The following is a 25,638-nucleotide window of genomic DNA, read 5'->3' on the forward strand; positions in this document are numbered from 1 at the left end:
ACCTAAATGTTATTTAGCGTTAAATTTCACCGTTGCGTTGAAACTGGTTTTTTTCACTATCCGTTAGCCGAAAAAGTGCGCAGGTGGCGATATGTTCTGCTGTAAAAGGTGTTATGCAGTGATATGGGCTAAGTTCTGAAATATATCCGGTCATATCTTCGGGTTATCAGGGTTGATTTCTCAATGCAATAAGGCTTTATCGGCATTTGCGATACATAAAATTAACACCGTGTGAACAGGGTGATCTCGATCACATTTATATAGAAAATTTCGCTGACAAAAAAACAATTAACCTGTTTGATTGTTATATAGCCGAATAATCCGCAAGGAAGGGAGTGTGGGTCAGGGGGAATGGCTGTAAAAGGTGTTATCAGCAGGAAGTCATACTTTGCGTAAGGAATATAGCGCATAAAAAAACCGTCGTGAGACGGTTTCAGAGGTCAGTTTTCTCTTTATATTCACAGAGATCTTCAATGATACAGGAGCCGCAGCGCGGTTTACGCGCGATACAGGTGTAGCGCCCGTGCAGGATCAGCCAGTGATGGCAGTCGACCTTAAACTCCGCCGGAACCACCTTCAGCAGCTTCTCTTCCACCAGTTCGACATTCTTGCCAGGGGCGAAGTTGGTGCGGTTACAGACGCGGAAGATATGGGTATCCACGGCGATGGTTGGCCAGCCGAAGGCGGTATTCAACACCACGTTGGCGGTTTTACGCCCGACGCCGGGCAGGGCTTCCAGCGCGGCACGATCTTCCGGCACCTCGCCACCGTGCAGCTCCAGCAGCATGCGGCAGGTCTTGATCACGTTCTCGGCTTTGCTGTTAAACAGGCCGATGGTCTTGATATAGGACTTCACACCCTCTACGCCCAGCTCCAGCATCGCCTGCGGGGTGTTGGCGACGGGATAGAGCTTCGCAGTGGCTTTATTCACGCTCACGTCGGTGGCCTGCGCAGAGAGCAGGACCGAAATCAACAGTTCAAACGGCGAGGTAAAGTTCAGCTCGGTGGTCGGGTGCGGGTTGTTATCCCGCAGGCGCTGCAAAATGGTTAAACGCTTCTCTTTATTCATGAGGCCTTCTCAGGGATCCCTTCCTCTACGCTGCGTGCAGCAGCGCGGCGCTTACGTTTCTCATCAATCAGGTATTTTACCGCCAGCATCATGCCGAGGCCGATAAACGCGCCCGGCGGCAGCATCGCCAGCAGGAACGGGGTATCGGTGTGGAACACCTCAATGCGCAGCGATTTCGCCCAGCCGCCCAGCAGCGCGTCTGCGCCGTCGAACAGGGTGCCGTTGCCGAGGATTTCACGCATCGAGCCCAGCACGAACATTGCCCCGGTGGCCCCCATGCCGATGGCAAAACCATCGAGGGCCGAAATCAGCGGATCGTTCTTCACCGCAAAGGCTTCGGCGCGGCCCACCACGATGCAGTTGGTCACGATCAGCGGGATAAAGATCCCCAGCGACTGATAGAGGCCAAAGGCGTAGGCGTTAATCAGCATCTGCACGACGCTCACCACCGAGGCGATGATCATCACGTAGATCGGAATACGAATTTCTGACGGCGTCCAGCGACGCAGGGCAGAGATCGACAGGTTGGTCAGGGTCAGTACCAGGGTAGTGGCCAGACCCAGACCCAGCGCGTTGGTGGCGGTCGACGTGACGGCCAGCAGGGGACACATCCCCAGCAGCTGCACCAGGGCGGAGTTGTTCTTCCACAGCCCCTGAACGATAACCTCTTTAACCTGGCTCATGATCACTCCTCACAGGCGGGCAGATTGTTAAGTTGCGACGGCAGCGTTTGGGCATAGACGCCCGCACGTTTAACGGCATTCACCACCGCGCGCGGGGTGATGGTCGCCCCGGTAAACTGATCGATTTCACCGCCGTCTTTCTTCACCGCAAACGCCGGGTCGTTACTGCCGTGAATGGTTTTACCAGCAAAATGCAAAATCCAGTCGCTAAGACGGGTTTCGATTTTGTCCCCAAGCCCTGGCGTCTCGTGATGCTCAGTGACGCGGGTCCCCAGCACGGTGCCAGAGAAGTCGGTGCCCACCAGCAGCTGGATGGCGCCGGAATAGCCGTCCGGGGCGGTCGTTTCCATCACCGCGCCCACCGGGGCATCCCCTTTGCGGGCGATAAAGATACGGTGGGTCCCTTTGCCTAACGGCGCAGCCTCGACAAGATAACAGCTTTTTTGCAGGTCGTTATCGTAGAGCTCCGCCGGGATCACCTGATCGAACAGCGCCTTTTGCTGAAGGGCCGCCTGCTCGTCGATGGTGGATTTGGTTAAGCCGTTGACCAGGGCGGTCAGACCGGTCAGTACCGCGGCAAACAGCGCCAGCGTCACGCCGTGTTTTTGCATCGTTTTTAACATGGCGAGTCCCTTAGCGATGGCCGTACACGCGCGGACGCGTGTAGTAGTCGATTAACGGTACGGTGATGTTCGCCAGCAGCACGGCGAAGGCCACGCCATCCGGATAGCCGCCAAAGCTGCGGATAAGCCATACCAGCAGTCCGGCCAGCGCACCGAAAATCAGACGACCCCGGTTGGTAGTCGAGGCCGTCACCGGATCGGTCAGAATAAAGAACGCCCCCAGCATCGTCGCGCCGGAAAGCAGATGAATTTGCGGCGATGCCAGCGATTCCGGCGAGAATGCCCAGCCCAGCCCGGAACAGATTGCGAGAGTAACCAGGAAGCTCACCGGAATATGCCAGCGGATCGTTTTCTGCCACAGCAGGAACAGCCCCCCGGCCAGATACGCCAGGTTAACCCACTGCCAGCCCGCACCGGCCAGCACGCCGCTGTAAATCGGGTAATTAAGGATCTGCTCCACGCTGTGACCGGCGTGCAGGGAGGTTTTAAAGGTATCGAGCGGGGTGGCCTGGCTGATACCGTCCACGCCCATGCGTAAGGTGTTCATATCCGCACCGCTGGCGGTATGGCCGGAGAAGATTACCTGCAGGGCATCCATAAAGCCCGGCACCGTTGCGGCGATGTCGTGCGGCGGCAGCCAGCTGGTCATCTGCACCGGGAAGGAGATCAGCAGCACCACGTAGCCAATCATCGCCGGGTTAAAGGGGTTATGCCCGAGGCCGCCATATAGCTGTTTAGCGATGATCACCGCGAAGACGGTCCCCAGCACCACCATCCACCAGGGGGCGAACGGCGGAATACTGATCGCCAGCAGTAGGCCGGTGAGCAGGGCAGAGTTATCCGCCAGGATCTTGCTTACCGCCATCTTACGCAGTTTGAGGACCAGGGCTTCAGCCGCCAGCGCGCTCACACAGCCGAGGAGGATCTGCAGCAGCGTACCCCATCCAAAGAACCAGACCTGCACGGCGATGCCCGGCAACGCGGCCAGACAGACCAGCATCATAATGCGCGATGTCTGGCGCTGGTTGTGGGTATAAGGGGAGCTTGCGATTCTGAAAACCATTTAATCCTCGTTGACTGCCTTCTGTGCGGCTTTCTTCGCCTGAACGCGCGCGATAGCAGCAGCGACTGCCGCCTTGCGCGGATCGTCATTGGCCGCAGGTTCTTCTTCTTGTTGTGCCGCTTTGCGTGCTTTCGCACGGGCAATGGCGGCTTCGACCGCGGCTTTACGCGGATCGACGGGAGTCGGTTCTGCCTTTGTCTCGTCCGTCTGCGCCGCTTTGCGGGCCTTCGCCCGGGCAATCGCCGCTTCGACGGCCGCTTTACGTGGGTCCACCGGGGTCGGCGCTAACTGAATCTCGTCCGGCTGGGCTGCTTTACGGGCCTTCGCCCGGGCGATAGCGGCCTCGACGGCGGCTTTACGCGGATCGGCTTCTGGCTGCGCGGCGGTGGTCTGGGCTTTCTCGGCCTGACGTGCGCGGGCCTCGGCTTTACGTGCTTCGCGGGCGGCTATGACCTCGCTGTTGTCCGGCCGAACCCCGGCCGGGATCACCACATCCTGGGCGGCGGTGGCGTTCTTCTCGCGCACGCGGGCCAGGGCGGCAGCAATCGCATCCTGATCTTTGGCCGCAGGCTGAACCGCGGCTTTCTTATGGCGCTCTTCGCGGGCGGCTTTTTCACGCTCCAGACGCTGCTGGCGAGCTTCAAAGCGCGCTTTGGCCTCGGCAGCGCGTTTCTCTTCCTGGGCGATGGCGTAAATTTCGGCCTTCTCGACGCGGAAGTATTGCACCAGCGGGATATTGCTCGGGCAGACCCAGGCGCAGGCGCCGCACTCAATGCAGTCGGCCAGGTTATGGGCTTTCGCTTTGTCGTGGATCTGTCCTTTGCTGAACCAGTACAGCTGCTGGGGCAGCAGATCCGCCGGACAGGCATCGGCGCAGGCGCTGCAGCGAATGCAGCCTTTCTCTTCCTGCTCTTCGCCCATCTCGCTGGCGGACGGGGCCAGCAGGCAGTTAGTGATTTTTACCACCGGAACGTCCAGCCACGGCAGGGTAAAGCCCATCAGCGGCCCGCCCATGATCACCATCTGCTCGGCGCTCGGGCAGAACCCGGCCTGGTCCAGCAGATGACGAACCGGCGTGCCCAGGCGCGCCCAGACGTTGCCAGGACGGCTGACGGCTTCCCCGGTCAGGGTGACGACGCGCTCGGTCAGCGGCTCGCCGTCAATAACGGCGCGTTTCACCGCATAGGCGGTGCCGACGTTCTGCATCAGCACGCCGATATCCGAGGAGCGTCCACCGTGCGGAACCTGCTTGCCGGTTAAAATCTGGGTCAACTGCTTGGCGCCGCCGGAGGGGTATTTGGTCGGGACCACCCGCAGGCTGATATCGTGGCTGCCCGCCAGCACCGCACGTAGCATGGAGATCGCCTGCGGCTTGTTGTCTTCAATGCCGATCAGCACTTCCTTCGGCTGCAGAACATGGGCGAGGATACGAATACCCTCGACGATCTGCGCGGCGCAGTCCTGCATCAGACGATCGTCGGCGGTGATGTACGGCTCACACTCAGCGGCGTTAATAATCAGGGTCTGGATCTTGTCGCCACCGCCCTGCAGCTTGTTGCCGGTCGGGAAGCCCGCGCCGCCCAGACCGGCGACACCAGACTGGTGGATACGGGTAATCAGCGCTTCCCGGCTGCGGCTGCGGAAATCGCTCCAGCCGTCGCGTTCGATCCAGCGGTCTTCACCATCGGCGTCAATCACCACGCACAGCTCGGAGAGGGCAGAAGGGTGGGCCACCGTGTGCGGAGCAATCGCCGCGACGGTGCCGGAGGTTGGGGCATGCACCGGCAGCATACGCCCGCGGCCAAAGGTCAGCGGCTGACCGCGTAATACCCGATCACCGACCTTAACGCACAGCTCGCCCTCAGCACCGATGTGCTGCTTGAGCGGGATAACAAAACGGTTAGCCAGTGGGATCTGGCGCAGCGGCGTGCCGCTGGACTGGGTTTTCATCTCCGGCGGATGAATACCACCGTCGAAATCCCAGATCTTCTCTTTTCTGAAGGCAGAAAATAACTTAAGCATGTTGTTCCACAGGAATATTGCGCACTGGAATGGTCTGAAGATCCCACTTCCAGCTGTCGGTCGTCGTCGCTACCGGGCGTAACTCAATGCACTGCGTCGGGCAGGGGGCAACGCAGAGGTTGCAGCCGGTACAGAGATCCTCAATCACGGTGTGCATGGCGCGCGTCGCGCCGACAATGGCATCCACCGGACAGGCCTGAATACATTTGGTACAGCCGATGCAGTTGGGTTCATCGATCACCGCCAGCATGCGAACCGGCTCCTGCGCGCTCTCATCGCCATCGACCGGTTGTGGGTCAACGTTCAGCAGCGCGGCAATTTTCAGCATTACCGCTTCGCCACCGGGGGCACAGCGGTTAATTTTCTCCCCGCCGTTGCCCACCGCCTCGGCGTACGGGCGACAGCCAGGAAAGCCGCACTGCCCGCACTGGCTTTGCGGCAGCAGCTCATCAATTTTTTCAACGATCGGATCGTCCTCAACCGCGAAGCGGCGTGAGGCGTAACCGAGTATGATGCCAAAAAGCAGCCCCAGTACGCTGATGGCTGCGATGGCGATCCAGATTGCATTCATTACAACTTCACCAGACCACTAAAGCCCATAAAGGCCAGAGACATAAGACCGGCGGTAACCAGCGCGATAGCATTACCGCGGAACGGTGCCGGGATATCGGCGGCAACCAGGCGTTCGCGGATAGCCGCAAACAGCACCATTACCAGCGAGAAGCCGACCGCAGCCGAAAAGCCGTACAGCGCCGACTGCAGGAAATTGTGCCCAAGGTTAATGTTGAGCAGCGCCACGCCAAGCACCGCACAGTTGGTGGTGATCAGCGGCAGGAAGATGCCGAGCAGGCGGTATAACGCCGGGCTGGTTTTACGCACCACCATTTCGGTGAACTGCACCACCACCGCGATAACCAGAATAAAGGCCAGCGTGCGCAGATAGAACAGGCCGAGGGGGATCAGGATCCAGGTGTCAATCAACCAGGCGCTGATCGAGGCAAGGGTCATCACGAAGGTGGTCGCCAGCCCCATCCCCATCGCTGTTTCCAGCTTTTTGGACACGCCCATAAACGGGCACAGGCCGAGGAACTTCACGAGGACGAAGTTGTTTACCAGCACCGTGCCGACAAAGAGCAGTAAGTAATCGGTCATTATTCAGCCTGAAATAAAAAAGCCGCCTATTATCGGACAAACCACCGCAGGCGACAACAGGTTAACTGTAAGGTTATTACGGGTTCACAAAGGTGTTCTTCACGCGTGCCGAACGCTTAAAGTAGGGCACAAACAGCGCGGTCACCAGCAGAGGGAAGAGTAACTGACGCACCGCCAGCGCATCGGAGACGGGCGAGAACGCAAAGGCTTTCACGGCCAGTAATACGGAAACCAGCAGCCAGATAATATAGTGTTTAGGCACGCTGCGACGGCGTTTGAAAAACGCAATGGTCAGCCAGAGCGTGTAGTACCACATCGCAATCGCGAAGGCGAAAGAAATAAACCACATGACAATATTAACGGTATTTTGCGCGCCCAGCGTTTTTAACGCATGTGGCGTAATTAATGCCGTGGAGTAAAGGACCAACGCCAGCGAGGCGCTTAATAATGCTACCAGCAGCCAGGCAAGCGGAGCCAGTAACCAGCCGCTAATTCTTTCTCCAGCCATTGTGGTCATGTTCTCTCCCAATTCAGTAACAGCGCAAACTGCAAATTTGCAGGGGCGAGAGTATATAACATTTCCGGGGAATGACTACCCTCTTAGAGCACGTAACGCCACACGGACTTAGGCACTTCGCCAATGTTGAACAAACGTCCGCCAGAGACCAGCTCAGCGCGGCGATGATCCGCGGCACGGTACATGCTGATAATCTCCTGGTTATCGCTCAGGCTGTAGTTCAGATGATCAAACAATTTTTCCAGACTTTCGAGGGAATTAATTTTGCGAAATTTTAATAAATAGTCCTGAACAGTCATATTAATAATTTTCCATATAAGAGGAGTGATATCAAAGGAGTAATTCGAGCGAATAATAAACGGTTCAAAAAAGACGTAAACAGCTGCCAAAGCGCATCGGCAAAAATAAGAATTTTCTTTACTGGTGAAATCAGGCGTCGGTCGACGCCTGGCGATGAAGGTTAACGCTGTTCATGACGGCTGGCAATACGCAACTGACATCATATGTCACTATTTTTGAGTAGTGCATGCGGCTTAGCGTGAGTGACGCTGTTGACCGGCTCCGGCGGCTGATAGTTGTCAATATGGCTGGCGACTCCCAGCAATATCACTGACACCCCCAACACAATCCAACCGGCTAACTCAATAATTCGATTAATAATTGTCGTCATGATTCGTTATTTTGTTTTATCCATAAATACAGATTAAGAATTTTACAGCGCGCAATGCGGTCGGGCAAGCGCTTTGCAGCGATGTTTTGCGATTGTATTCAGCGAGTTATAATTGTTAATCAGAAATTACTGATTGCATGTGTCGCCGTAAGGCGCGAAACCCCGGATTAATCTATTGTGACCAGATAAAAGATGGTGTGAAATATAGGTGTCAAAAGATGAGAGGCGACTTCATGAGCGATAAAATCCGTGTTGGATTAATAGGTTATGGTTATGCGAGTAAAACGTTTCATGCCCCGCTGATTGACGGCACCCCGGGGATGGAGCTGGCGGCAATTTCCAGCAGCGATGCAACAAAAGTGCATACCGACTGGCCGACGGTTCCGGTGGTTTCCGAGCCGAAGCATCTGTTTAACGATCCTGATATCGATTTGATTGTTATCCCGACCCCGAATGACACTCACTTCCCGCTGGCGAAAGCGGCGCTGGAGGCGGGCAAACATGTGGTGGTGGATAAGCCTTTTACCGTGACACTGTCACAGGCCCGAGAGCTGGACGCGCTGGCAAAAAGCCTTGGCAAACTGCTTTCCGTCTTCCATAACCGCCGCTGGGACAGCGACTTCCTGACCGTGAAGGCGTTGATTGCCGATGGTTCCCTCGGGGAAGTGGCTTTCTTTGAATCCCACTTCGATCGCTTCCGTCCCCAGGTGCGTAACCGCTGGCGTGAGCAGGCGGGTCCGGGCAGCGGCATCTGGTACGATCTGGCCCCGCATCTGCTTGACCAGGCCGTTAACCTGTTCGGTCTGCCGGTGAGCCTCAACGTCGATCTGGCCCAGCTGCGCCCAGGCGCGCAGGCGACCGACTACTTCCACGCCGTGCTGAGCTACCCGCAGCGTCGCGTGGTGCTGCATGGCACCATGATGGCCGCAGCGGAATCGGCCCGCTATATCGTGCACGGCAGCCGCGGCAGCTACGTGAAATATGGTCTCGACCCGCAGGAAGATCGTCTCAAGAACGGCGAGCGTCTGCCGCAGGAAGACTGGGGCTATGACATGCGTGACGGCGTGCTGACCCGCGTCGAAGGGGAAGAGCGTGTGGAAGAGACCTGGCTGACGCTGCCGGGCAACTATCCGGCCTATTATGCCGGGATCCGCGATGCGCTGAACGGCAACGGGGAAAACCCGGTCCCGGCAAGCCAGGCGATCCAGATTATGGAACTGATCGAGCTGGGGATAGAGTCCGCGAAGCATCGCGCGACCTTGTGCCTCGCTTAAAAACAGAGCCCGGCAACATTGCCGGGCTTTTTCTTATCCGCGTGCGACCTTATCGCGCAACGCCTGCTTCTCGGCAGGGGTCAGGAAGGCCATCTCCAGACCGTTGATCTGCGCCTGACGGATCTGCGCCTGGCTGAGCCCAGCCAGCGAGGCGGCAACCGTATACTCGTGAATAATATCCACACCCTGAACCGCCGGATCGTCGGTGTTCAGCGAGGCCATCACCCCGTGCTCAAGGAAGGTTTTCAGGGGATGCTGCGCCAGCGTCGCCACGGTGCTGGTCTGAATGTTTGAGGTCAGACAGGATTCAATCCCGATGCGCTGTTCCGCCAGGAAGTCCATCAGGGCCGGGTCTTCGACCGCCTTCACCCCATGACCAATACGTTCGGCACCCAGCTCACGAATGGCCTGCCAGATGCTCTCCGGACCTGCCGCTTCACCGGCATGGACGGTAATGTGCCAGCCAGCATCGCGGGCGCGGTTGAAGTGGGAGAGGAACAGACTGCCCGGGAAGCCCAGTTCGTCGCCCGCCAGATCCACGGCGGTGATCTGGTCCCGGTGGGCCAGCAGGGCTTCGAGCTCCTGCAGGCAGGCATCTTCCCCGAAGGTGCGGCTCATGATGCCAATCAGGCGCGCTTCCACATTGAAGGTTTTGCAGCCTTCGCGCACGCCGGCGATCACGGCTTCTACCACACCTGCGACCGGCAGCTGATGGGTCATCGCCATGTAGCCCGGGGAGAAACGCAGCTCGACGTAGTGCAGACCGTTGCGCGCGGCATCTTCAATATTCTCGAAGGCGACGCGACGGCAGGCATCCAGCGAGGCCAGCACTTTTACCCCCCAGTCGAGTTTGCTCAGGAAGCTGACCAGATCCGGCTCGTTCTCCGTGACCTGCACGTGCGGGATCAGTGTCTCAAGGCTTTGTGCGGGCAGGGTTAAATTATACTGACGACCGAGGTCAAGGATGGTCTGGGCGCGGATGTTGCCATCAAGGTGGCGATGAACGTCAGTTAGCGGGAGGGTGGTATCAATCATGGTCGCACTCTTTATTAGTAGAAGTGCGGGCCATTATAAAAACAAAACGGAGTAAAAAGCTATTTGCGCAATGGATAATTCCGTTGCGCAAATAAATCACACCAGGGCGTTGATGCCAGCAATCAGGCGTTTAACCCCTTCCTCAAGCTTGCTGCGCGGACAACCGGCGTTGAGGCGGATAAAGCCGTTACCTTCGTCGCCATAGGTATATCCTGGCATGATCGCTACCTTCTCCTGCTCAATCAGCACCTTTTGCAGCGCCTTATCGTCAATGTTGAGCGGACGAAGATCGATCCACGCCAGATAGGTCGCCTCCGGCGGCTGCCAGTTTAACGTCGGGAAAGCGGCATTCAGCCTGTCGGCCACATAGCGTAAATTGGCCTCCAGATACGCGCGCAGTTCATCCAGCCAGGCTTCACCCTGCTGGTAGGCGGCGATATGTGCCACCAATGCCAGCACCGAGGGTGAAGAGAGCCCGTCGCGTCCTTTCAGCGCCTGCAGATACGCCGTGCGGCTGGCCTCATCCCCGATCAGGCCATATGCCCCGGTGAGGGCCGGAATGTTAAAGCTCTTGGAGCCGGAGGTCAGCAGCGCCCATTTGCCCTGCGCCACGTCGCACCATGGCGTATGTTTATGATTACCCCACACCATGTCCATATGAATTTCATCGCTGATCACCGCCACGTTGTGGCGGGCGCAGAGTTCAGCCATGGTCGTTAACTCGTCCCGGGTCCAGACCTTGCCGGTCGGGTTGTGCGGGCTACAGAGTAATAAAATGTTGTTCTGCGGTTGGGCCAGCACCGCTTCCAGTTCGGCCATATCGCACTGCCAGCCTTCCGCTGTTTTGTGCAGGCCGACGGAGACAACCTGACGGTTATTGCCCGCAATGGCATGGTAAAACGCGTCGTAGGCGGGAGTGTGGATCACCACCCCATCGCCAGCGTCGGACCACTGACGAATAAGCTCAGAGACCATGTAGATCACCGAGGGGCCATACACCAGGGCGCTGGTATCAATCTCGCTGTTAAAGCGCTGGCGGAACCAGTGGGCCACCGCGGCGAGGAATTCGTCGTTCTTCCAGCGGCTGTAACCAAACACCCCGTGGCCGATGCGGGTCTGCAGGGCGTCGATGATGCAGGGGGCGGTGGCAAAATCCATATCCGAGATGGTAAAAGGCAGCAGATCGGCGGCGCCGAAGCGGTCGGCAATATAGTCCCACTGGGTACACCAGGTGCCGTGACGATCCACGACGGCAGAAAAATCAAACATGACGTTGGTCCTTAAAATAAAACCCCCTCATGGCGAGGGGGCTGCGGCATCAGGCTTCTACTGTTCGCATCAGGGTCGCCAGCTCGTCTTTCACTGACTGCACCTGTGGGCCGATGACCACCTGCAAATTATGCTGATTCAACTGTACCACGCCGATAGCGCGGTTGGCCTTCAGGGCGTTGGTATCCACTTTGGACATATCCGCCACCGACAGGCGCAGACGGGTGATGCAGTTATCCAGCGAGGTAATGTTATCCGTACCACCCAGCGCCGCCAGAATGGCAGGGGTGTTATAGCCAGATTTACCCACCGTACCCGCCACGGCCTGTTCAACGCTGGTGGCCGTATCGGTATCGCGACCCGGCGTTTTCAGGTTAAAGCGGGTGATGGCGAAGCGGAAGATGCCGTAGTACACCGCGAACCAGATCGCCGCCACCACCGGGACCAGATACCACTTGGTCGACAGGCCGTGCAGGATCCCGAACACCACAAAGTCGATCACGTTGCCGTCGGTGTTACCGATGGTCACGCCCAGTACCGCCATGGTGGTAAAGCCCAGACCGGTCAGCACGGCGTGGATGAGGTACAGCACCGGCGCGACGAACAGGAACAGGAACTCGATCGGTTCAGTGGTGCCGCCCACCACGCAGGCAATCACGCCGGAGATCAGCAGACCTTTAATCTTATGACGGTTTTCCGGACGGGCGCAGTGGTACATCGCCAGCGCGGCACCCGGCAGGCCGCCGAGGAAGGCCGGCATTTTACCCTGAGACAGGAAGCGAGTGGCGCTCTCAGAGAAGCCGTGGGTGGTCGGGCAGCTCAGCTGCGCCTGGAAGATGGTCAGCGCGCCGCTGACATCGTGCCCGCAGACGTCCATGGTGCCGCCTGCTTCCGTGAAGCGGATCAGCGCCACGAGGATATGCTGGAGTCCAAACGGCAGCAGCAGGCGTTCGCCGGTGCCGAAGATCATCGGGCCAAAGTCACCGGCACTGTTAATGATACGGCCAATGCCGGTAATGCCCATAGCAAACACCGGCCAGACCAGCGGAATGATCAGACCAAACAGTCCCATCACCACCAGGGTGATGATCGGCACAAAGCGGGTACCCCCGAAGAAGGCCAGCGCGTCCGGCAGGCGGATATTGTGGAAACGCTCGTGCAGCATCCAGATGATCACCCCGGCGATCACCGCCCCGAGGATCCCGGTATCAATAGACTGAATCCCGATCACGCTCTGGATGTTGTTGGCCTTCAGCACCGCCGCGTCGGTGGTCGGCAGGATGCCTTTCGCGGTCAGCCAAAAGTTAACCGCCAGGTTCATCACCGCGTAGCCAACGAAACCGGCAAACGCCGCCACGCCTTTGTTTTCGCGGGCCAGCCCCAGCGGGATAGCGATACAGAACATCACCGGCAGGAAGCTAAAGGCAAAGGAGCCGACCTTGCTCATCCAGATAAAGATCGCCTGCAGCACAGGATTACCCAGGAACGGGATCAGCGTAATCACATCATGGCTGCTGAGGGAGCTGCCGATCCCCAGCATGATCCCGCAGAAGGAGAGCAGTGCCACGGGCAGCATAAAGGTTTTACCCAGTTGCTGGAAAAACTCCCATAGCGAGATTTTTTGTGCTGCTTTCGCCGTCATAAAACGACTCCTTTATTGTTAAAATAGATTTACCTGCCTCAGTGCTGCGAGAAGATAAAACGTTTTATCAAAGTTTAGTGCGCGCTTAATCACATTCTCAGGCTTTGGCAGAGAGTATAAAGATAACGTATTGATAAAACGTTTTACCGATCTCATTATCAGGGAGTCACGCCACCACATGGCTGTAGCGAAAAAGATCACCATCAATGACGTCGCCCTGGCGGCGGGCGTTTCCGTTAGCACCGTTTCGCTGGTGCTGAGCGGGAAAGGGCGGATCTCCTCCGCGACGGGACAGCGCGTCAACGATGCGGTTGAACAGCTGGGATTTGTGCGCAATCGCCAGGCCTCGGCGCTGCGCGGTGGGCAGAGCGGGGTGATTGGCCTGATCGTTCGCGACCTCACCTCGCCGTTCTATGCTGAACTGACGGTGGGCCTGACCGAAGCGCTGGAAGCCCAGGGGCGGATGGTCTTTTTGCTCCACGGCGGGCGTGAGGCCGATCAGCTGCTTCAGCGCCTCGATATGCTCCTGACCCAGGGAGTGGACGGCGTGATCGTTGCCGGTGCTTCCGGGGCGAGCAATGAACTGTGCGAGCGGGCGGCGGAGAAGGGCGTGCCGCTGGTGTTTGCCTCCCGCGCCAGCTATCTGGACGAAGCCGACACCCTGCGTCCGGACAACATGCAGGCAGCACAAATGCTGACCGAACATCTTATTCGTCGCGGCCATCAGCGGATTGCCTGGCTGGGTGGGCAAAGCTCGTCCCTGACCCGCGCCGAACGGGTGGGCGGCTACTGCTCGACGCTGATCAAATACGGCCTGCCGTTTCACAGCGAGTGGGTGGTGGAGTGTGGTTCCAGCCAGAAGCAGGCGGCCGAGGCGATCGGCACATTACTGCGCGCCAGCCCCACCATTAGCGCCGTGATTTGCTACAACGACGTCATCGCCATGGGGGCCTGGTTTGGCCTGATCCGCGCCGGACGCCAGAGCGGGGACGGCGGAGTGGAAACTTTCTTTGGCCATCAGGTGGCGCTGGGTGCCTTTGCGGATGTATCAGAAAATGCGCTGGACGATCTGCCTATCGTCTGGGCGACGACTCCGGCGCGGGAGATGGGCTATACCCTGGCGGACCGCATGATGCAGCGAATTGAGAAATCCGACGTGCCGGCCGGGCACCAGATTGTGTCGGCCCGGCTGGTGACGGTGAAGTAGCCTCAGGGTTATGGCGTGAGCGGGTTCAGCACCAGCCGCGCCTCCAGTGCCTCGACAAATTTTCGCACTTTCGCAGGGATCAGCCGCGACGTGGGGTAAACGGCCCACACCGCCAGCGCTTCCGGCTCGGCATCCTGCAGAACGATCCGCTCCAACTGGCCTTGTGCCAGCGCGGGGGCAACGTACCAGCGGGATAAGTTAGCGATCCCCATTCCCCCTACGCAGGCTTCAAAGATCGCCTCAATGGAGTTCGCCGAAAACCGCCCCGACACTTTTTGCCTGCTCCGCTGCCCGGCCTGGTCGAACGACCAGTGGGTGGTGTCAGAGGTGGTTAAGCAGCTGTGCGCCGCCAGATCGCTGATCGTTTTCGGATAGCCGTTCGCCGCCAGGTAATCGGCACTGGCGCAGAGGTCGCGGGGATTGTCACACAGCCGATGGGCAACCAGCCGGTTGTCCCGCAGCGGGGCGATGCGCAACGCCACGTCGATCCCTTTCCCGACAATATCCACCTGCTCGTCGGTGGCAAGCAGATCGACCTGCAGGGCCGGATGCTGGCGCATAAAGTCGGGCAGCATCGGGGCGATGATCTTGCGGCCAAACGCCGCCGAGGCGGTGATGCGCAGCCGCCCGGATAGGTGGGCGCCATCGGGAAACAGGTCGGCCAGGGCATTGGTTTTATCTTCCAGCAGCGCCTGGGCGTGGGGTAAAAAGACCTCGCCATCGCTGGTCGGCGACAGGGATCGCGTGGTGCGATGCACCAGTCGGACCCCCAGCTCGGCTTCCAGGTTATTGAGGCAGCGCGACGCAGCCATAGCGCTCATCGACAGTCGACGCGCGGCACCCGCCAGGCTGCCCGCTTTTATCGCTTCAACGAAGACTTCCACATCGTCCAGTCTCATTATCTCGCATCCCGTTATACTGACCTATCAAATTACACATCTACACTAATTATCGTTATAGCGCCATAGTCTCTCCACATCCTGATAAACAGTGAATTCGGAGTGACAATGAAAAAGATGACAGCGGTTCTGGCCCTCAGCAGCCTGTTTCTGATGGGCTCAACATGGGCAGATGCCCCCGCTCAGGTGCGTCAGCAGGTGCCGGGGTATTACCGCCTGGCGGTGGGGCAAAATGAGGTGACGGCGCTGTTCGATGGCTATAACGATCTCTCGCCGTCGCTGTTGAAAGGGCTCGCGGCCGACAAAATTCGCGATCTGCTGGCGCAGCATAAGATCGATGCCGAACGCATGCCCACCTCGTTTAACGCCTTTCTGGTGAATACCGGGAAACATCTGGTGATGATTGACAGCGGGGCGGGCCACTGCGTGCCGCAAACCGCCGGGCAACTGATTCCCAATATGGAGGCCTCCGGATATCGCCCTGAGCAGGTGGACACCATCTTCCTGACCCACCTCCATCTGGACCACGTCTGCGGCCTGAGCGATGCCTCGGGTAAGGCGCTGTTCCCCAATGCCACCGTTTATGTGCCGCAGGGTGAAGCCGATTACTGGCTGGATCCGGCGAAAGAGGCCAGCGCGCCCGCCAATGCGAAGGAGTATTTCGCCATCGCACAGCACGCCCTGGCAGCCTATAAAGCGACCGGACATCTGAAAACCTTCGTTCCGCCAGCCTCACCCATTCCTGAAGTTCAGACCGCCTACGCAGTTGGCCATACCCCTGGCAGCACGGTGTATCGCTTTGCCTCTGAAGGGAAGGCTATCAACTTTATCGGGGATCTGATCCACGCCCCGGCCGTGCAGTTCCCGCACCCGGAAGTGTCGATTCGCTTTGATGTGGATGGCAAAAAAGCCACCGCCTCCCGGGGGCAGGAGTTTAACGCCCTGGCGAAAGACGGCGAGTGGATGGCGGCGGCACACCTGGCCTTCCCAGGCATCGGACATATCACCACCAGTGCCCAGGGTTACAGCTGGAACCCGGCAATGTATGGCCCTTATCAACGTGCGCCCGACGTGCCCCTGCTGAAATAAGAAGAGGAAAATATCATGAAAAGTTACACCGTAACGGCTAATGGCATTCGTCAGTTCGTGGTAGAAGAGGGAGAAGGCGCCCCGGTGATCCTGCTCCACGGTTTTCCGGAAACCAACTACGCCTGGCGCTATCAAATTCCGGTCCTGGCAAAGCACTACCGGGTGATTGCCCCGGATTTGCGCGGCTACGGGGAGAGCGATAAACCGGCCTCCGGCTACGATAAACGCAACATGGCGCGGGATATCCGGGAGCTGATGCGTGCCCTGGGTCTGGAGAAAGTGGTGCTGGTGGGGCACGACCGCGGCGCGCGCGTCGCGACACGCTTTGCGAAAGATTACCCTGAGCTGGTGGATCGTCTGGTGGTGATGGATAACGTGCCGACGCGTATCGTGGCGCGGGATCTCAACGCCTCTATCGCCCGCGCCTACTGGTTCTTCCTGTTCCATCTGGTGCCCGATCTGCCGGAAGCCCTGATTGCCGGTCGGGAGCATATCTGGTTGCGCCATTTCTTCTCGGACTGGACCTACGATCCCGCCACCATCAGCGGTGAGGCCTTCGATACCTACGTCCGGGCGTATCAGGCGCCCGGTGCCGTGCGCGGAGCGATGGCGGACTATCGTGCCAACGCCGAGGATGTGGCGCAGGATCTGGCCGATGCGGAGGTGAAAATTGCCTGCCCGGTGATGTCGCTGTGGGGCAATGATTTTCACGCCGTAGGGAAACTGTTCGATATGCCGAGCGTCTGGGCAGAAATGGCGGACGATCTCAGGGCTTATGCCATTGAAGAGTGCGGCCATCTGCCGCAGGAGGAACAGCCGGAGAAAGTGAACGCCCTGCTGATGGACTTCCTCACCGGCTGGAAAGGATGACCGGCAATAAAAAACCCCTCGAAGAGGGGTTTTATACGCTTACTGCTGCGGTACAACCGGTGCGGCCGGTGGTGCCGGAACCGCTGGCGCGGCAGGTGCGCCCGGTACGCCCAGGTTCAGCGTCGGAACGCCAAACATGCCGACAAACTCTTCCAGCGGCATTTTCTGACCGTTCAGGGTTACCTGACCGTTGCTGTACTGCAGGCTGGTGCTGATCACGTTATCTTCCACGGTGGTGATGCGGAACATCTGACCCATCGCCGCCAGGCCTTTAACCTGCTGGCTGGCCAGCTTGCCAGCGTCATCTTCGTTATAACCTTCCAGCTTCGCAATCTGGGTCATGAACTCGGTCGCCATGTCCATCGGGATGGTCAGCTTGCTCTCCAGCGATTTCACGCTGCGATCCACTTCCTGAGTCAGGGTCTGGGCTTCACCCGTGGCGGTGGCCGGATCTTTCAGGAACAGCGACAGGTTGAAGTTGGTCTCGCCTTTGCTGTTTTTCCAGCTCAGCGGCGCCAGGGTCACCACCGGCTCGCCTTTCAGCAGGATCGGCAGGCTGCTGAAGAAGACTTCTGTCGCTTTCTGCTGATACAGGGCCGGGTTTTCCATCAGCGTTTTATCTGCCATCAACGCCTGGCTCTGGGTACGATACTGCTGGCTGAACTGATGCCACGCCTGGCCGTCGATATTGCCGATTTTCAGCGTCAGCTTGCCGGTACCCAGATCCTGGTTCTGCACTTTCAGGCTCTTCAGGCTGTAATCCAGCTGGCTGTTGACGCTCTTACCATCTTTCGACAGCTCAGCTTTACCGTTCAGATCTGTCCCTTCCAGCACTGCCATCTCTTTGCCTTCAATGGCGATAGCCAGCTTATCGAGAGTCACTTTCTGATCGCCGATCCGCTCGTTGAAGTCGGTCAGATGGCTGTTGCCCTCGGTTTTCAGGTTGTTGAAGGTAAGCTGCACTTTCTGGCCGTACTCATTGACGGCATTCACCAGGCCGCTTGCCGCTTCACCTTTCAGGGAGAAGGCCTTGCCATCACGATCGGCATCCAGCTGGAAATTGCCGCCGCTGAAGGCCACTTTTTCATCGCCATTCTCGTAATTCAGCGCTTTCAGCGCGATGTCGGAGCTTGTATCACCGGAATAGCTGATGCGGGTATTGGCCTCGAACGGGGATTCATTCTTCGCCAGATCGAACAGCGGCTTAGAGGCTTCGTTGTTCACCAGCGTCGATTTCACCGAGGCCATGGACGGGATAAGGTTAAAATGCTTCAGTTGGGCCAGCGGGAAGGGGCCGTGATCAACCACTTCGTTCAGGATCAGGCTCTGCCCTGGCTGCAGCCATGGACTTTGCGTGCCAGCGGCTGGTTTCAGCACCAGCTGCAGATGGCTTTTGAACAGCCCGCGCTGGTAATCCTGATAGCCCAGCTCCAGACCGGCTTCCGGTGCGGTACGCTTCAGTTCGCTATTGGCCTGCGCCACCATCTCTGCCAGATGGCTCTCCAGCTGTTTCCCGGTATACCAGGCCGCACCTGTCCAGACCACCCCTAATGCAACAATAACGCCTGCAGCTATAACCGATTTCTTCATCGTGATTATCCCTAAAATGAAACCGAGCGGTAAAAACCGCCCGGTGAGGTCATAAGATTACCAATAGCTTAGCAACAATTGTTAAAAAATTCAGTAGACCACTAGAGCTTGTTGAAAACCCGAGCCAGACGGCCCACGCCGCCGACGCTGACCGGCGAGTCACTGGCGGCAATAAACGCCGACTCGCCCGGCTTCAGCACCAGACGCTCGTCGCCTTTGCTGACCACCGCTTCGCCCTCGACGCAGAAGAGGATCGCCGCGCTCTGCTGGGCAATCTCAGCTTCGGCGCTGCTGAGGTCGTGCAGCGAGAAGGCAAAATCCTCCACCGGGATCGGGAAGTCCAGCTCCGGGCCATTTTTCACCGGCTGGGTCAGCAGCTCTGCCGCCGGTTTGGCGACGAATTTAACGTTAGCCACCAGCTCAGGAATATCGATGTATTTCGGCGTCAGGCCCGCACGCAGCACGTTATCGGAGTTGGCCATCACCTCCAGCGCCACGCCCTTGAGATAGGCGTGCGGCGTTTCGGCGAACAGGAACATCGCTTCACCCGGCTCCAGTTTGACCACGTTCAGCAGCAGCGGCGAGAACAGGCCGCTGTCGTCCGGGTAGAATTCAGAAATGACGCGGATGGTCTGCCAAGGCTCACCCTGCTGGCTGTTAAGCGCCGCTTTCAGCACCCCCAGCGCGCGGGATTTTTCGTCGCCCTGCATGTTCAGCAGGCTGGCAAAGAGGTGGCTCAGGCGATCGGCATCCGGCTTTTCGAGGAAGTGGGCAATGGCGCTGTGCGCCCCGGCCACCGGCTGCAGCAGGGAGACAATTTCAGAGAATTCGCGGAAGGCGTTCATCGCCAGGAACGGCGTTAAGGCAAACACCAGCTCCGGTTTGTGGTTCGGGTCTTTATAGTTACGCTCGGCGGCATCCAGGGGAATACCCGCCGCATTCTCTTTGGCAAAGCCCGCTTCGGAGGCCTGCTTGTTCGGGTGAACCTGAATGGAGAGCGGCTGATCGGCGCACAGCACCTTAAAGAGGAACGGCAGTTCGCCAAAACGATCGGCGACTTTACTGCCCAGCAGCGTGGTTTTATCCGCGTCGATGACCTCGCGCAGGGAACGCACCCCGTGGGCATCGGAAATTTTTGAGCTGCTCTTCGGATGCGCGCCCATCCACAACTCTGCCATCGGCAGATTGTCCGGGTTGGCGATACCGTAGAGATCCGTTAACGCAGTTTTACTTCCCCAGGCGTAGTTCTGCACTGAGTTGATGAGTTTTTGCATTATCAAGCCCTGTTTCAAATGTGGAATTAACTGCCCGTATTAAAGCAATAAACCGTCCGGAAGTAACCTGCACACGGAAAAAGTCGTACTAGTCTCAGTTTTTGTTAAAAAATTGTGTAGGATAAGCCAACTCGCTTTTAAGCAGGGCAAACGGAACATCTGCCTGAACCATAATCAGCAATGTCGTAAGTGAGAGATCAATGTCGAATAAACCCTTCCATTATCAGGATCCTTTCCCGCTGGCAAAGGATCAGACCGAGTATTACCTGTTGACCCGCGACCACGTCTCTGTCTCTGAGTTTGAAGGACAGGAGATCCTGAAGGTTGACCCGCAGGCGCTGACCTTACTGGCGCAACACGCCTTCCACGATGCCTCCTTCATGCTGCGCCCGGCGCATCAGCAGCAGGTGGCGGATATCCTCAGCGATCCGCAGGCCAGTGAGAACGACAAATACGTCGCCCTGCAGTTCCTGCGTAACTCCGATATCGCGGCGAAAGGCATTCTGCCGACCTGTCAGGACACCGGCACCGCCATCATCACCGGTAAAAAAGGCCAGCGCGTCTGGACCGGCGGCGGCGACGAAGCGGCTCTGGCGCACGGCGTCTATAACACCTACATCGAAGACAACCTGCGCTACTCGCAAAACGCCGCGCTGGATATGTACAAAGAGGTGAATACCGGCACCAACCTGCCGGCGCAGATCGACATCTACAGCGTCGACGGCGACGAATACAAATTCCTCTGCATCGCCAAAGGCGGCGGTTCAGCCAACAAAACCTATCTTTATCAGGAAACCAAGGCGCTGCTCTCTCCGGGCAAGCTGAAAAACTACCTGGTGGAGAAGATGCGCACCCTCGGCACCGCGGCCTGCCCGCCGTACCATATCGCGTTTGTCATCGGCGGCACCTCGGCTGAAAGCACCCTGAAAACCGTCAAGCTGGCCTCCACCAAATACTACGACGGCCTGCCAACCGAAGGTAACGAGCACGGTCAGGCGTTCCGCGACATCCAGCTTGAGCAGGAGCTGCTGGTGGAAGCGCAGAACCTCGGCCTCGGCGCGCAGTTTGGCGGTAAATATTTTGCCCACGATATCCGCGTGATCCGCCTCCCGCGTCACGGCGCATCCTGCCCGGTCGGGATGGGCGTCTCTTGCTCGGCGGACCGCAACATCAAGGCCAAGATCAACCGGGACGGGATCTGGATCGAAAAACTGGAAAACAACCCAGGCAAGTACATCCCGGAAGAACTGCGTAAAGCGGGCGAGGGGGAAGCGGTCCACGTTGACCTTAACCGTCCGATGAGCGAGATCCTCGCCCAGTTGTCCCAGTACCCGGTCTCCACCCGCTTGTCGCTGAACGGCACCATTATCGTCGGTCGCGATATTGCGCACGCGAAGCTGCAGGAGCGTCTGGATAACGGCGAAGGGCTGCCGCAGTACGTTAAAGATCACCCGATCTACTACGCAGGCCCGGCAAAAACGCCGGACGGCTATGCCTCTGGCTCCCTGGGCCCAACCACCGCCGGACGCATGGACTCCTACGTGGATCAGCTCCAGGCCAACGGCGGGAGCATGATCATGCTGGCGAAGGGCAACCGCAGCCAGCAGGTGACCGACGCCTGCCACAAACACGGCGGCTTCTACCTCGGCAGCATCGGCGGCCCGGCCGCGGTGCTGGCGCAGGGCAGCATCAAGAGCCTCGAGTGCGTGGAGTACCCGGAGCTGGGGATGGAAGCAATCTGGAAAATTGAAGTAGAAGATTTCCCGGCCTTTATCCTCGTGGATGACAAAGGCAACGACTTCTTCAAACAGATCCAGTCCTCTCAGTGTGCGGCCTGTGTGAAGTAGTTTGAAAACCCGCCGGGTGGCGCTGCGCCACCCGGCAACAAAAAGAGCGCACAAAGCGCCATACCCTTTCCCCGTTCTCATCAATACTTGTTTCTTTGAGCTGTGAGCAATCCACTTCAGTGTTATCAAGGAGAAAGTAATGACCACCTCACGCAGTGAGAAAGATTCGATGGGTGCCATCGACGTCCCGCAGGACAAACTCTGGGGCGCGCAAACCCAGCGTTCGCTGGAACATTTCCGCATTTCCACTGAAAAAATGCCGGTTTCGCTGATCCAGGCTCTGGCGCTGACCAAACGTGCTGCCGCCAAAGTAAACCAGGATCTAGGCCTGCTGGCGGCGGAAAAAGCCACCGCTATTATCAACGCTGCCGATGAAGTGCTAGCCGGCAAGCATCCCGATGAATTCCCACTCGCCATCTGGCAGACCGGCTCTGGCACCCAGAGCAACATGAACATGAACGAGGTGCTGGCCAACCGCGGGAGCGAACTGCTCGGCGGCGTGCGCGGTATGGAGCGCAAGATCCACCCCAACGATGACGTCAACAAAAGCCAGAGTTCCAACGACGTCTTCCCGACGGCGATGCACGTGGCGGCGCTAATTGCCCTGCGCGAGCAGCTGATCCCCCAGTTGAACGTCCTTAAACAGACCCTCGACGACAAAGCCCGGGCCTTTGCCGATATCGTCAAAATTGGCCGTACTCATCTGCAGGATGCCACGCCCCTGACCCTCGGCCAGGAGATCTCTGGCTGGGTAGCGATGCTCGACCACAACCTGCGCCATATCGACCATAGCCTGCCGCACCTGGCAGAGCTGGCGCTGGGCGGTACCGCGGTGGGGACCGGGCTCAATACCCATCCTGAGTACGCTGTGCGCGTGGCGGAAGAGCTGGCGACCATCACCGGCCAGCCGTTTGTCACCGCGCCGAACAAGTTCGAAGCGCTGGCCACCTGCGATGCGCTGGTCCATGCCCACGGGGCGCTGAAAGGGCTGGCGGCCTCGCTGATGAAAATCGCCAACGACGTGCGCTGGCTTGCCTCCGGGCCGCGCTGCGGCATCGGCGAGATCAGCATTCCTGAGAACGAGCCGGGCAGCTCCATCATGCCGGGCAAGGTCAACCCGACCCAGTGCGAAGCCATGACCATGCTCTGCTGTCAGGTGATGGGCAACGACGTGGCGGTGAACATGGGCGGGGCCTCGGGCAACTTTGAGCTGAACGTCTATCGCCCGATGGTGATCCATAACTTCCTGCAGTCGGTGCGACTGCTGGCGGACGGAATGGAGAGCTTCAACGAGCACTGCGCGGTGGGCATTGAGCCGAACCGCGAGCGCATCAGCCAGCTGCTTAACGAGTCGTTAATGCTGGTGACCGCGCTCAATACCCATATCGGCTACGATAAGGCGGCAGAAATTGCTAAAAAAGCGCACAAAGAGGGGCTGACCCTGAAAGCCGCCGCCCTGGCGCTGGGGTATCTCACCGAGGCCGAGTTCGACAGCTGGGTTCGCCCGGAAGAGATGGTTGGCAGCCTGAAATAGTTACTCCGCAACGTACAGGTGCAGCCGCGGGATGATCAAGCGCAGCGGCTGTGCCTGCGGTTTATAGCGGTGCTGAACGTTATCAGCATCGTAATTCAGCAGTTCACCAATATCCGGGATCACCGCCCCCTGGTCAGCGTCGTACAGGGCGATCAGCGGCGTCGGGCAGGCGTACTGGACCTGCTTCTGCTGCCCGGCATACCAGACCCGGGCGATGGGTTGCACCTTCACCGGCCGTTTGATCTTCAGCCGCGCCTCCGCCGGCAGGGAATGAATGGCGGTGTACTCCGCCTCCAGCCGCTCTACCCACTGATCCCGGGACCAGGGCGCCACGGCGCGCGGGGACTTGAGGCTTTTCTCCAGCATCGCCAGCACTTCATCGCGGGTGAAGTTTTTGATGATGTGCTTATTGGCCCAGCCGAAGCGCAGGGTGGCGGGGTGGTTGATAACCGTTAACGTGCGGTAGGCGTTGAGAGTAATCAACCCCGGCAACTGATGATGCACCCACTCAAAGCGGGCGGCAGGGGCCAGTCCCGACTCCTCGGTGACGATTTTTTCAAATTCCGCCTTCAGGGCGTTAATGCTCGCGATCTGGTCCGTCAGCTGCGCCCTGTGGGCGGCATCGCTCTGCAGGCAGATCACTCCCGGCAGGCGCACGGCGGCCTTGCTGCTGCGGGTTTCCGACTGCTGCTGAATAAACAGGTGGCGGTAATGTTGCAGCGCCATCGCCAGCGCCTCCTTGCCGATGTGCTGCTTCACCGCGATGGCGTTGAGCGGATCGTGCTCGGCGCCTTTGGCGACGTCAGGCAGGGAAAAGACGCGGCCCGCCAGTAAGCGGCATGACTGCAGATCGTCCGTGAGTTGTGCCAGCTCATGCTCCATCTGGCGGAAGGTTGAGTTTAAGCGTTCGAGCAGATCGTAAGTTGCCATAGCACACCACATTAGTTACAACATACTCAATTTATAGCACAGCACGCCGGGTCAGGCCAGCGTGCGGTTTGGGTCAGTCAGGGATTGGCAGGGCGATGTGGTGCCAGACGGGCCAGGTAAAGCAGAACCGGGCTCCGCCGAGATCGCTCGCGTCACAGCTGACGTCGCCCCCCAGCGCCTGGGCAATAGAGTGGACGATCGCCAGCCCGAGGCCGCAGCCACCGGTGGCGCGGTCCCGGCTCGGGTCGAGACGAACAAAAGGCTCAAACACCTGCTGGCGAGCCTCTGGCGCGATACCGGGGCCATCATCTTCCACCGACAGCGTGGCGCGACTGCCGTTCAGCTGCAGCGAAATCCGCAGGGTGTTATCGCTGTAGCGCAGGGCGTTATTGACCAGGTTATCCAGCACCCGCTCCATCAAACGCATATCCAGCGCGCCATAGTCCCCGTTCATGCTGTCGATCAGCAGCCTGCGCTGGGGGTTGACGCTCTGGACGTCCTCAACGTAGCTGCGCAGCCAGCCGGGCAGGTCCGGGGTGGTGAGCTTTAGTTCATTCTGCGGACGGTCGAGGCGGGCATAGGTCAGCAGCTCCTCTATCAACGCTTCAAGCTGGCCGATATCACGGTTCAGCGCCTGCGACTCCGCCGCGGTCAGGTTTTCACTCATCTCCAGCCGGTAGCGCAGCCGCACCAGGGGAGTGCGCAGCTCGTGGGCGATACCGTCAATCAGCTGTTTTTTACTGGCGATCAAAGCATTGATGTTATCGGCCATCTGGTTAAAGGCCACCCCGAGGCGCTCAAAGCTGGACCCGCTGTCGAAATGGATCCGCTCGGTCAGATGTCCGTCGCCAAAGCGCTGGGCGGCGGCCTCGAGGCGCAGCATGTCCTGCCAGTGAGGCCGCATCCAGATAAACACCGGGAAGGCCAGCGAAATGGCGATAAAGGCCAGCAGGGCGATATCCAGCAGGCGCATCTGGTGCAGGAAGTAGAGGTAGGGCACCGGACCAACCGCCAGCACGTAGTGGCTGCGCGGGATACGCTGGATGAAGGTGTACTGATCGTCCAGCGCCACGATGTCACCGCTACGCAGGCGCTGCATGGTCGGGGCATCCAGGCTGTACTTCTTCAGCGGCTCGATGCGCAGCTTGAAGGAGAGATTCAGATCCAGCTCTTTGATGGTGCGCGCCCAGTCGTGAGGGGGGATCTCACGCAGTTCGCTGCGCATCAGATAGAGCGAGCTTTTCATCAAATCATCCAGCGACTGCCTGCCTGCGCGCTCGGCGGTGAACTTGTAGACCAGCCCGACCAGCATGGTCATCACCAGGAAGCAGACAAACAGCAGGAGGTAAAACTGCACGAACAGTTTTTTCATTACATAT

24 protein-coding genes are annotated in these 25,638 nt (G+C 58.6%); 6 read left to right on the top strand and 18 right to left on the bottom strand.

The genetic code is table 11. The features are described 5' to 3' along the window. Positions 1-433: 433 nt before the first annotated feature. The 10 genes from nth to blr form a co-directional block, all read right to left on the bottom strand. Complete coding sequence (nth, locus tag G7090_RS10105) at positions 434-1,069, bottom strand: endonuclease III (protein ID WP_166182297.1); 636 nt, start codon at positions 1,067-1,069, stop codon at positions 434-436. Continuing rightward, on the bottom strand, positions 1,066-1,752 hold the full coding sequence (locus tag G7090_RS10110) for an electron transport complex subunit E (protein WP_032617845.1): 687 nt from the start codon (positions 1,750-1,752) through the stop codon (positions 1,066-1,068). The genes nth and G7090_RS10110 overlap by 4 nt, the downstream gene beginning before the upstream one ends. Before the next feature lie 2 nt (positions 1,753-1,754). After that, positions 1,755-2,375: an electron transport complex subunit RsxG gene (gene rsxG, locus G7090_RS10115; protein ID WP_166182298.1), complete on the bottom strand. Its 621-nt coding sequence runs from the start codon at positions 2,373-2,375 to the stop codon at positions 1,755-1,757. Between the two features lie 10 nt (positions 2,376-2,385). Continuing rightward, positions 2,386-3,438 carry an electron transport complex subunit RsxD gene (gene rsxD / locus G7090_RS10120; protein WP_166182299.1) on the bottom strand — a complete coding sequence of 351 codons (1,053 nt, stop codon included), beginning with the start codon at positions 3,436-3,438 and terminating at the stop codon, positions 2,386-2,388. Then, a complete protein-coding gene (rsxC, locus tag G7090_RS10125) occupies positions 3,439-5,460 on the bottom strand; it encodes an electron transport complex subunit RsxC (RefSeq protein ID WP_166182300.1) in 2,022 nt (673 codons plus the stop codon). After that, positions 5,453-6,031, bottom strand: a complete 579-nt coding sequence (rsxB, locus tag G7090_RS10130) for an electron transport complex subunit RsxB (RefSeq protein WP_106993719.1) — start codon at positions 6,029-6,031, stop codon at positions 5,453-5,455. The genes rsxC and rsxB overlap by 8 nt, the downstream gene beginning before the upstream one ends. Next, on the bottom strand, positions 6,031-6,612 hold the full coding sequence (gene rsxA / locus G7090_RS10135; protein ID WP_166182301.1) for an electron transport complex subunit RsxA: 582 nt from the start codon (positions 6,610-6,612) through the stop codon (positions 6,031-6,033). The genes rsxB and rsxA overlap by 1 nt, the downstream gene beginning before the upstream one ends. Positions 6,613-6,688: 76 nt before the next feature. Further along, entirely contained in the window at positions 6,689-7,129 is a 441-nt protein-coding gene (locus G7090_RS10140; RefSeq protein WP_106993721.1) for a DUF2569 domain-containing protein, read from the bottom strand. Between the two features lie 83 nt (positions 7,130-7,212). Beyond that, positions 7,213-7,428, bottom strand: a complete 216-nt coding sequence (gene ydgT / locus G7090_RS10145; protein WP_032617854.1) for a transcription modulator YdgT — start codon at positions 7,426-7,428, stop codon at positions 7,213-7,215. A 200-nt stretch (positions 7,429-7,628) separates the two neighbouring features. Next, positions 7,629-7,787 (bottom strand): division septum protein Blr, encoded by a 159-nt coding sequence (blr, locus tag G7090_RS10150; protein WP_181247264.1) that lies wholly within the window; start codon positions 7,785-7,787, stop codon positions 7,629-7,631. Positions 7,788-8,032: 245 nt separating this feature from the next. On the opposite strand from blr, the gene G7090_RS10155 reads away from it, so the two are divergent. Beyond that, complete coding sequence (locus G7090_RS10155; protein ID WP_166182302.1) at positions 8,033-9,073, top strand: oxidoreductase; 1,041 nt, start codon at positions 8,033-8,035, stop codon at positions 9,071-9,073. A gap of 33 nt (positions 9,074-9,106) precedes the next feature. On the opposite strand, the gene add is transcribed toward G7090_RS10155, so the two are convergent. The 3 genes from add to malX form a co-directional block, all read right to left on the bottom strand. After that, the gene (add, locus tag G7090_RS10160) at positions 9,107-10,108 is read right to left on the bottom strand and encodes an adenosine deaminase (protein ID WP_106993724.1); all 1,002 of its coding nucleotides are present in this window, start codon (positions 10,106-10,108) and stop codon (positions 9,107-9,109) included. 96 nt (positions 10,109-10,204) lie between these two features. Continuing rightward, a complete protein-coding gene (locus G7090_RS10165) occupies positions 10,205-11,377 on the bottom strand; it encodes a MalY/PatB family protein (RefSeq protein ID WP_166182303.1) in 1,173 nt (390 codons plus the stop codon). A gap of 49 nt (positions 11,378-11,426) precedes the next feature. Further along, positions 11,427-13,019, bottom strand: a complete 1,593-nt coding sequence (malX, locus tag G7090_RS10170; protein ID WP_106993739.1) for a maltose/glucose-specific PTS transporter subunit IIBC — start codon at positions 13,017-13,019, stop codon at positions 11,427-11,429. A 178-nt stretch (positions 13,020-13,197) separates the two neighbouring features. Here malX and G7090_RS10175 point away from each other — a divergent pair, with 178 nt between their 5' ends. Continuing rightward, positions 13,198-14,226, top strand: coding sequence for a Mal regulon transcriptional regulator MalI (locus tag G7090_RS10175; RefSeq protein ID WP_166182304.1), 1,029 nt, complete (start codon positions 13,198-13,200; stop codon positions 14,224-14,226). An 8-nt stretch (positions 14,227-14,234) separates the two neighbouring features. Here G7090_RS10175 and G7090_RS10180 read toward each other — a convergent pair whose 3' ends face one another. Beyond that, entirely contained in the window at positions 14,235-15,125 is an 891-nt protein-coding gene (locus G7090_RS10180) for a LysR family transcriptional regulator (RefSeq protein ID WP_166182305.1), read from the bottom strand. Positions 15,126-15,233: 108 nt separating this feature from the next. On the opposite strand from G7090_RS10180, the gene G7090_RS10185 reads away from it, so the two are divergent. Continuing rightward, on the top strand, positions 15,234-16,214 hold the full coding sequence (locus tag G7090_RS10185; protein WP_166182306.1) for an MBL fold metallo-hydrolase: 981 nt from the start codon (positions 15,234-15,236) through the stop codon (positions 16,212-16,214). A gap of 15 nt (positions 16,215-16,229) precedes the next feature. Beyond that, on the top strand, positions 16,230-17,084 hold the full coding sequence (locus tag G7090_RS10190) for an alpha/beta fold hydrolase (protein ID WP_166182307.1): 855 nt from the start codon (positions 16,230-16,232) through the stop codon (positions 17,082-17,084). 39 nt (positions 17,085-17,123) lie between these two features. Here the strand turns inward: G7090_RS10190 and G7090_RS10195 are convergent, their stop codons facing one another. Further along, entirely contained in the window at positions 17,124-18,674 is a 1,551-nt protein-coding gene (locus G7090_RS10195) for a YdgA family protein (RefSeq protein ID WP_106993744.1), read from the bottom strand. A 101-nt stretch (positions 18,675-18,775) separates the two neighbouring features. Further along, positions 18,776-19,948, bottom strand: a complete 1,173-nt coding sequence (manA, locus tag G7090_RS10200; protein WP_166182308.1) for a mannose-6-phosphate isomerase — start codon at positions 19,946-19,948, stop codon at positions 18,776-18,778. A 200-nt stretch (positions 19,949-20,148) separates the two neighbouring features. On the opposite strand from manA, the gene fumA reads away from it, so the two are divergent. Then, positions 20,149-21,795 (top strand): class I fumarate hydratase FumA, encoded by a 1,647-nt coding sequence (gene fumA, locus G7090_RS10205; RefSeq protein ID WP_106993746.1) that lies wholly within the window; start codon positions 20,149-20,151, stop codon positions 21,793-21,795. Positions 21,796-21,934: 139 nt separating this feature from the next. Next, positions 21,935-23,329 carry a class II fumarate hydratase gene (fumC, locus tag G7090_RS10210; protein WP_106993747.1) on the top strand — a complete coding sequence of 465 codons (1,395 nt, stop codon included), beginning with the start codon at positions 21,935-21,937 and terminating at the stop codon, positions 23,327-23,329. Here fumC and tus read toward each other — a convergent pair whose 3' ends face one another. Together tus and rstB are read right to left on the bottom strand one after the other, a co-directional pair. Next, entirely contained in the window at positions 23,330-24,259 is a 930-nt protein-coding gene (gene tus, locus G7090_RS10215; RefSeq protein ID WP_166182309.1) for a DNA replication terminus site-binding protein, read from the bottom strand. Between the two features lie 73 nt (positions 24,260-24,332). After that, the gene (rstB, locus tag G7090_RS10220; RefSeq protein WP_106993749.1) at positions 24,333-25,631 is read right to left on the bottom strand and encodes a two-component system sensor histidine kinase RstB; all 1,299 of its coding nucleotides are present in this window, start codon (positions 25,629-25,631) and stop codon (positions 24,333-24,335) included. Positions 25,632-25,638 lie beyond the last annotated feature (7 nt).

This window comes from Leclercia sp. 29361, from assembly GCF_011290365.1.
Taxonomy (GTDB): domain Bacteria; phylum Pseudomonadota; class Gammaproteobacteria; order Enterobacterales; family Enterobacteriaceae; genus Enterobacter; species Enterobacter tamurae.

Bases quoted from the DNA above. Each gene is read 5' to 3' on its own strand.
- G7090_RS10180 (WP_166182305.1), bottom strand. From the start codon at position 15,125: ATGAGACTGGACGATGTGGAAGTCTTCGTTGAAGCGATAAAAGCGGGC.
- tus (WP_166182309.1), bottom strand. From the start codon at position 24,259: ATGGCAACTTACGATCTGCTCGAACGCTTAAACTCAACCTTCCGCCAG.
- G7090_RS10140 (WP_106993721.1), bottom strand. From the start codon at position 7,129: ATGACCACAATGGCTGGAGAAAGAATTAGCGGCTGGTTACTGGCTCCG.
- G7090_RS10185 (WP_166182306.1), top strand. From the start codon at position 15,234: ATGAAAAAGATGACAGCGGTTCTGGCCCTCAGCAGCCTGTTTCTGATG.
- rsxB (WP_106993719.1), bottom strand. From the start codon at position 6,031: ATGAATGCAATCTGGATCGCCATCGCAGCCATCAGCGTACTGGGGCTG.
- rsxA (WP_166182301.1), bottom strand. From the start codon at position 6,612: ATGACCGATTACTTACTGCTCTTTGTCGGCACGGTGCTGGTAAACAAC.
- add (WP_106993724.1), bottom strand. From the start codon at position 10,108: ATGATTGATACCACCCTCCCGCTAACTGACGTTCATCGCCACCTTGAT.
- G7090_RS10175 (WP_166182304.1), top strand. From the start codon at position 13,198: ATGGCTGTAGCGAAAAAGATCACCATCAATGACGTCGCCCTGGCGGCG.
- G7090_RS10190 (WP_166182307.1), top strand. From the start codon at position 16,230: ATGAAAAGTTACACCGTAACGGCTAATGGCATTCGTCAGTTCGTGGTA.
- G7090_RS10195 (WP_106993744.1), bottom strand. From the start codon at position 18,674: ATGAAGAAATCGGTTATAGCTGCAGGCGTTATTGTTGCATTAGGGGTG.
- fumA (WP_106993746.1), top strand. From the start codon at position 20,149: ATGTCGAATAAACCCTTCCATTATCAGGATCCTTTCCCGCTGGCAAAG.
- malX (WP_106993739.1), bottom strand. From the start codon at position 13,019: ATGACGGCGAAAGCAGCACAAAAAATCTCGCTATGGGAGTTTTTCCAG.
- nth (WP_166182297.1), bottom strand. From the start codon at position 1,069: ATGAATAAAGAGAAGCGTTTAACCATTTTGCAGCGCCTGCGGGATAAC.
- rsxD (WP_166182299.1), bottom strand. From the start codon at position 3,438: ATGGTTTTCAGAATCGCAAGCTCCCCTTATACCCACAACCAGCGCCAG.
- ydgT (WP_032617854.1), bottom strand. From the start codon at position 7,428: ATGACTGTTCAGGACTATTTATTAAAATTTCGCAAAATTAATTCCCTC.
- manA (WP_166182308.1), bottom strand. From the start codon at position 19,948: ATGCAAAAACTCATCAACTCAGTGCAGAACTACGCCTGGGGAAGTAAA.
- G7090_RS10155 (WP_166182302.1), top strand. From the start codon at position 8,033: ATGAGCGATAAAATCCGTGTTGGATTAATAGGTTATGGTTATGCGAGT.
- rsxC (WP_166182300.1), bottom strand. From the start codon at position 5,460: ATGCTTAAGTTATTTTCTGCCTTCAGAAAAGAGAAGATCTGGGATTTC.
- fumC (WP_106993747.1), top strand. From the start codon at position 21,935: ATGACCACCTCACGCAGTGAGAAAGATTCGATGGGTGCCATCGACGTC.
- G7090_RS10165 (WP_166182303.1), bottom strand. From the start codon at position 11,377: ATGTTTGATTTTTCTGCCGTCGTGGATCGTCACGGCACCTGGTGTACC.
- rsxG (WP_166182298.1), bottom strand. From the start codon at position 2,375: ATGTTAAAAACGATGCAAAAACACGGCGTGACGCTGGCGCTGTTTGCC.
- G7090_RS10110 (WP_032617845.1), bottom strand. From the start codon at position 1,752: ATGAGCCAGGTTAAAGAGGTTATCGTTCAGGGGCTGTGGAAGAACAAC.
- rstB (WP_106993749.1), bottom strand. From the start codon at position 25,631: ATGAAAAAACTGTTCGTGCAGTTTTACCTCCTGCTGTTTGTCTGCTTC.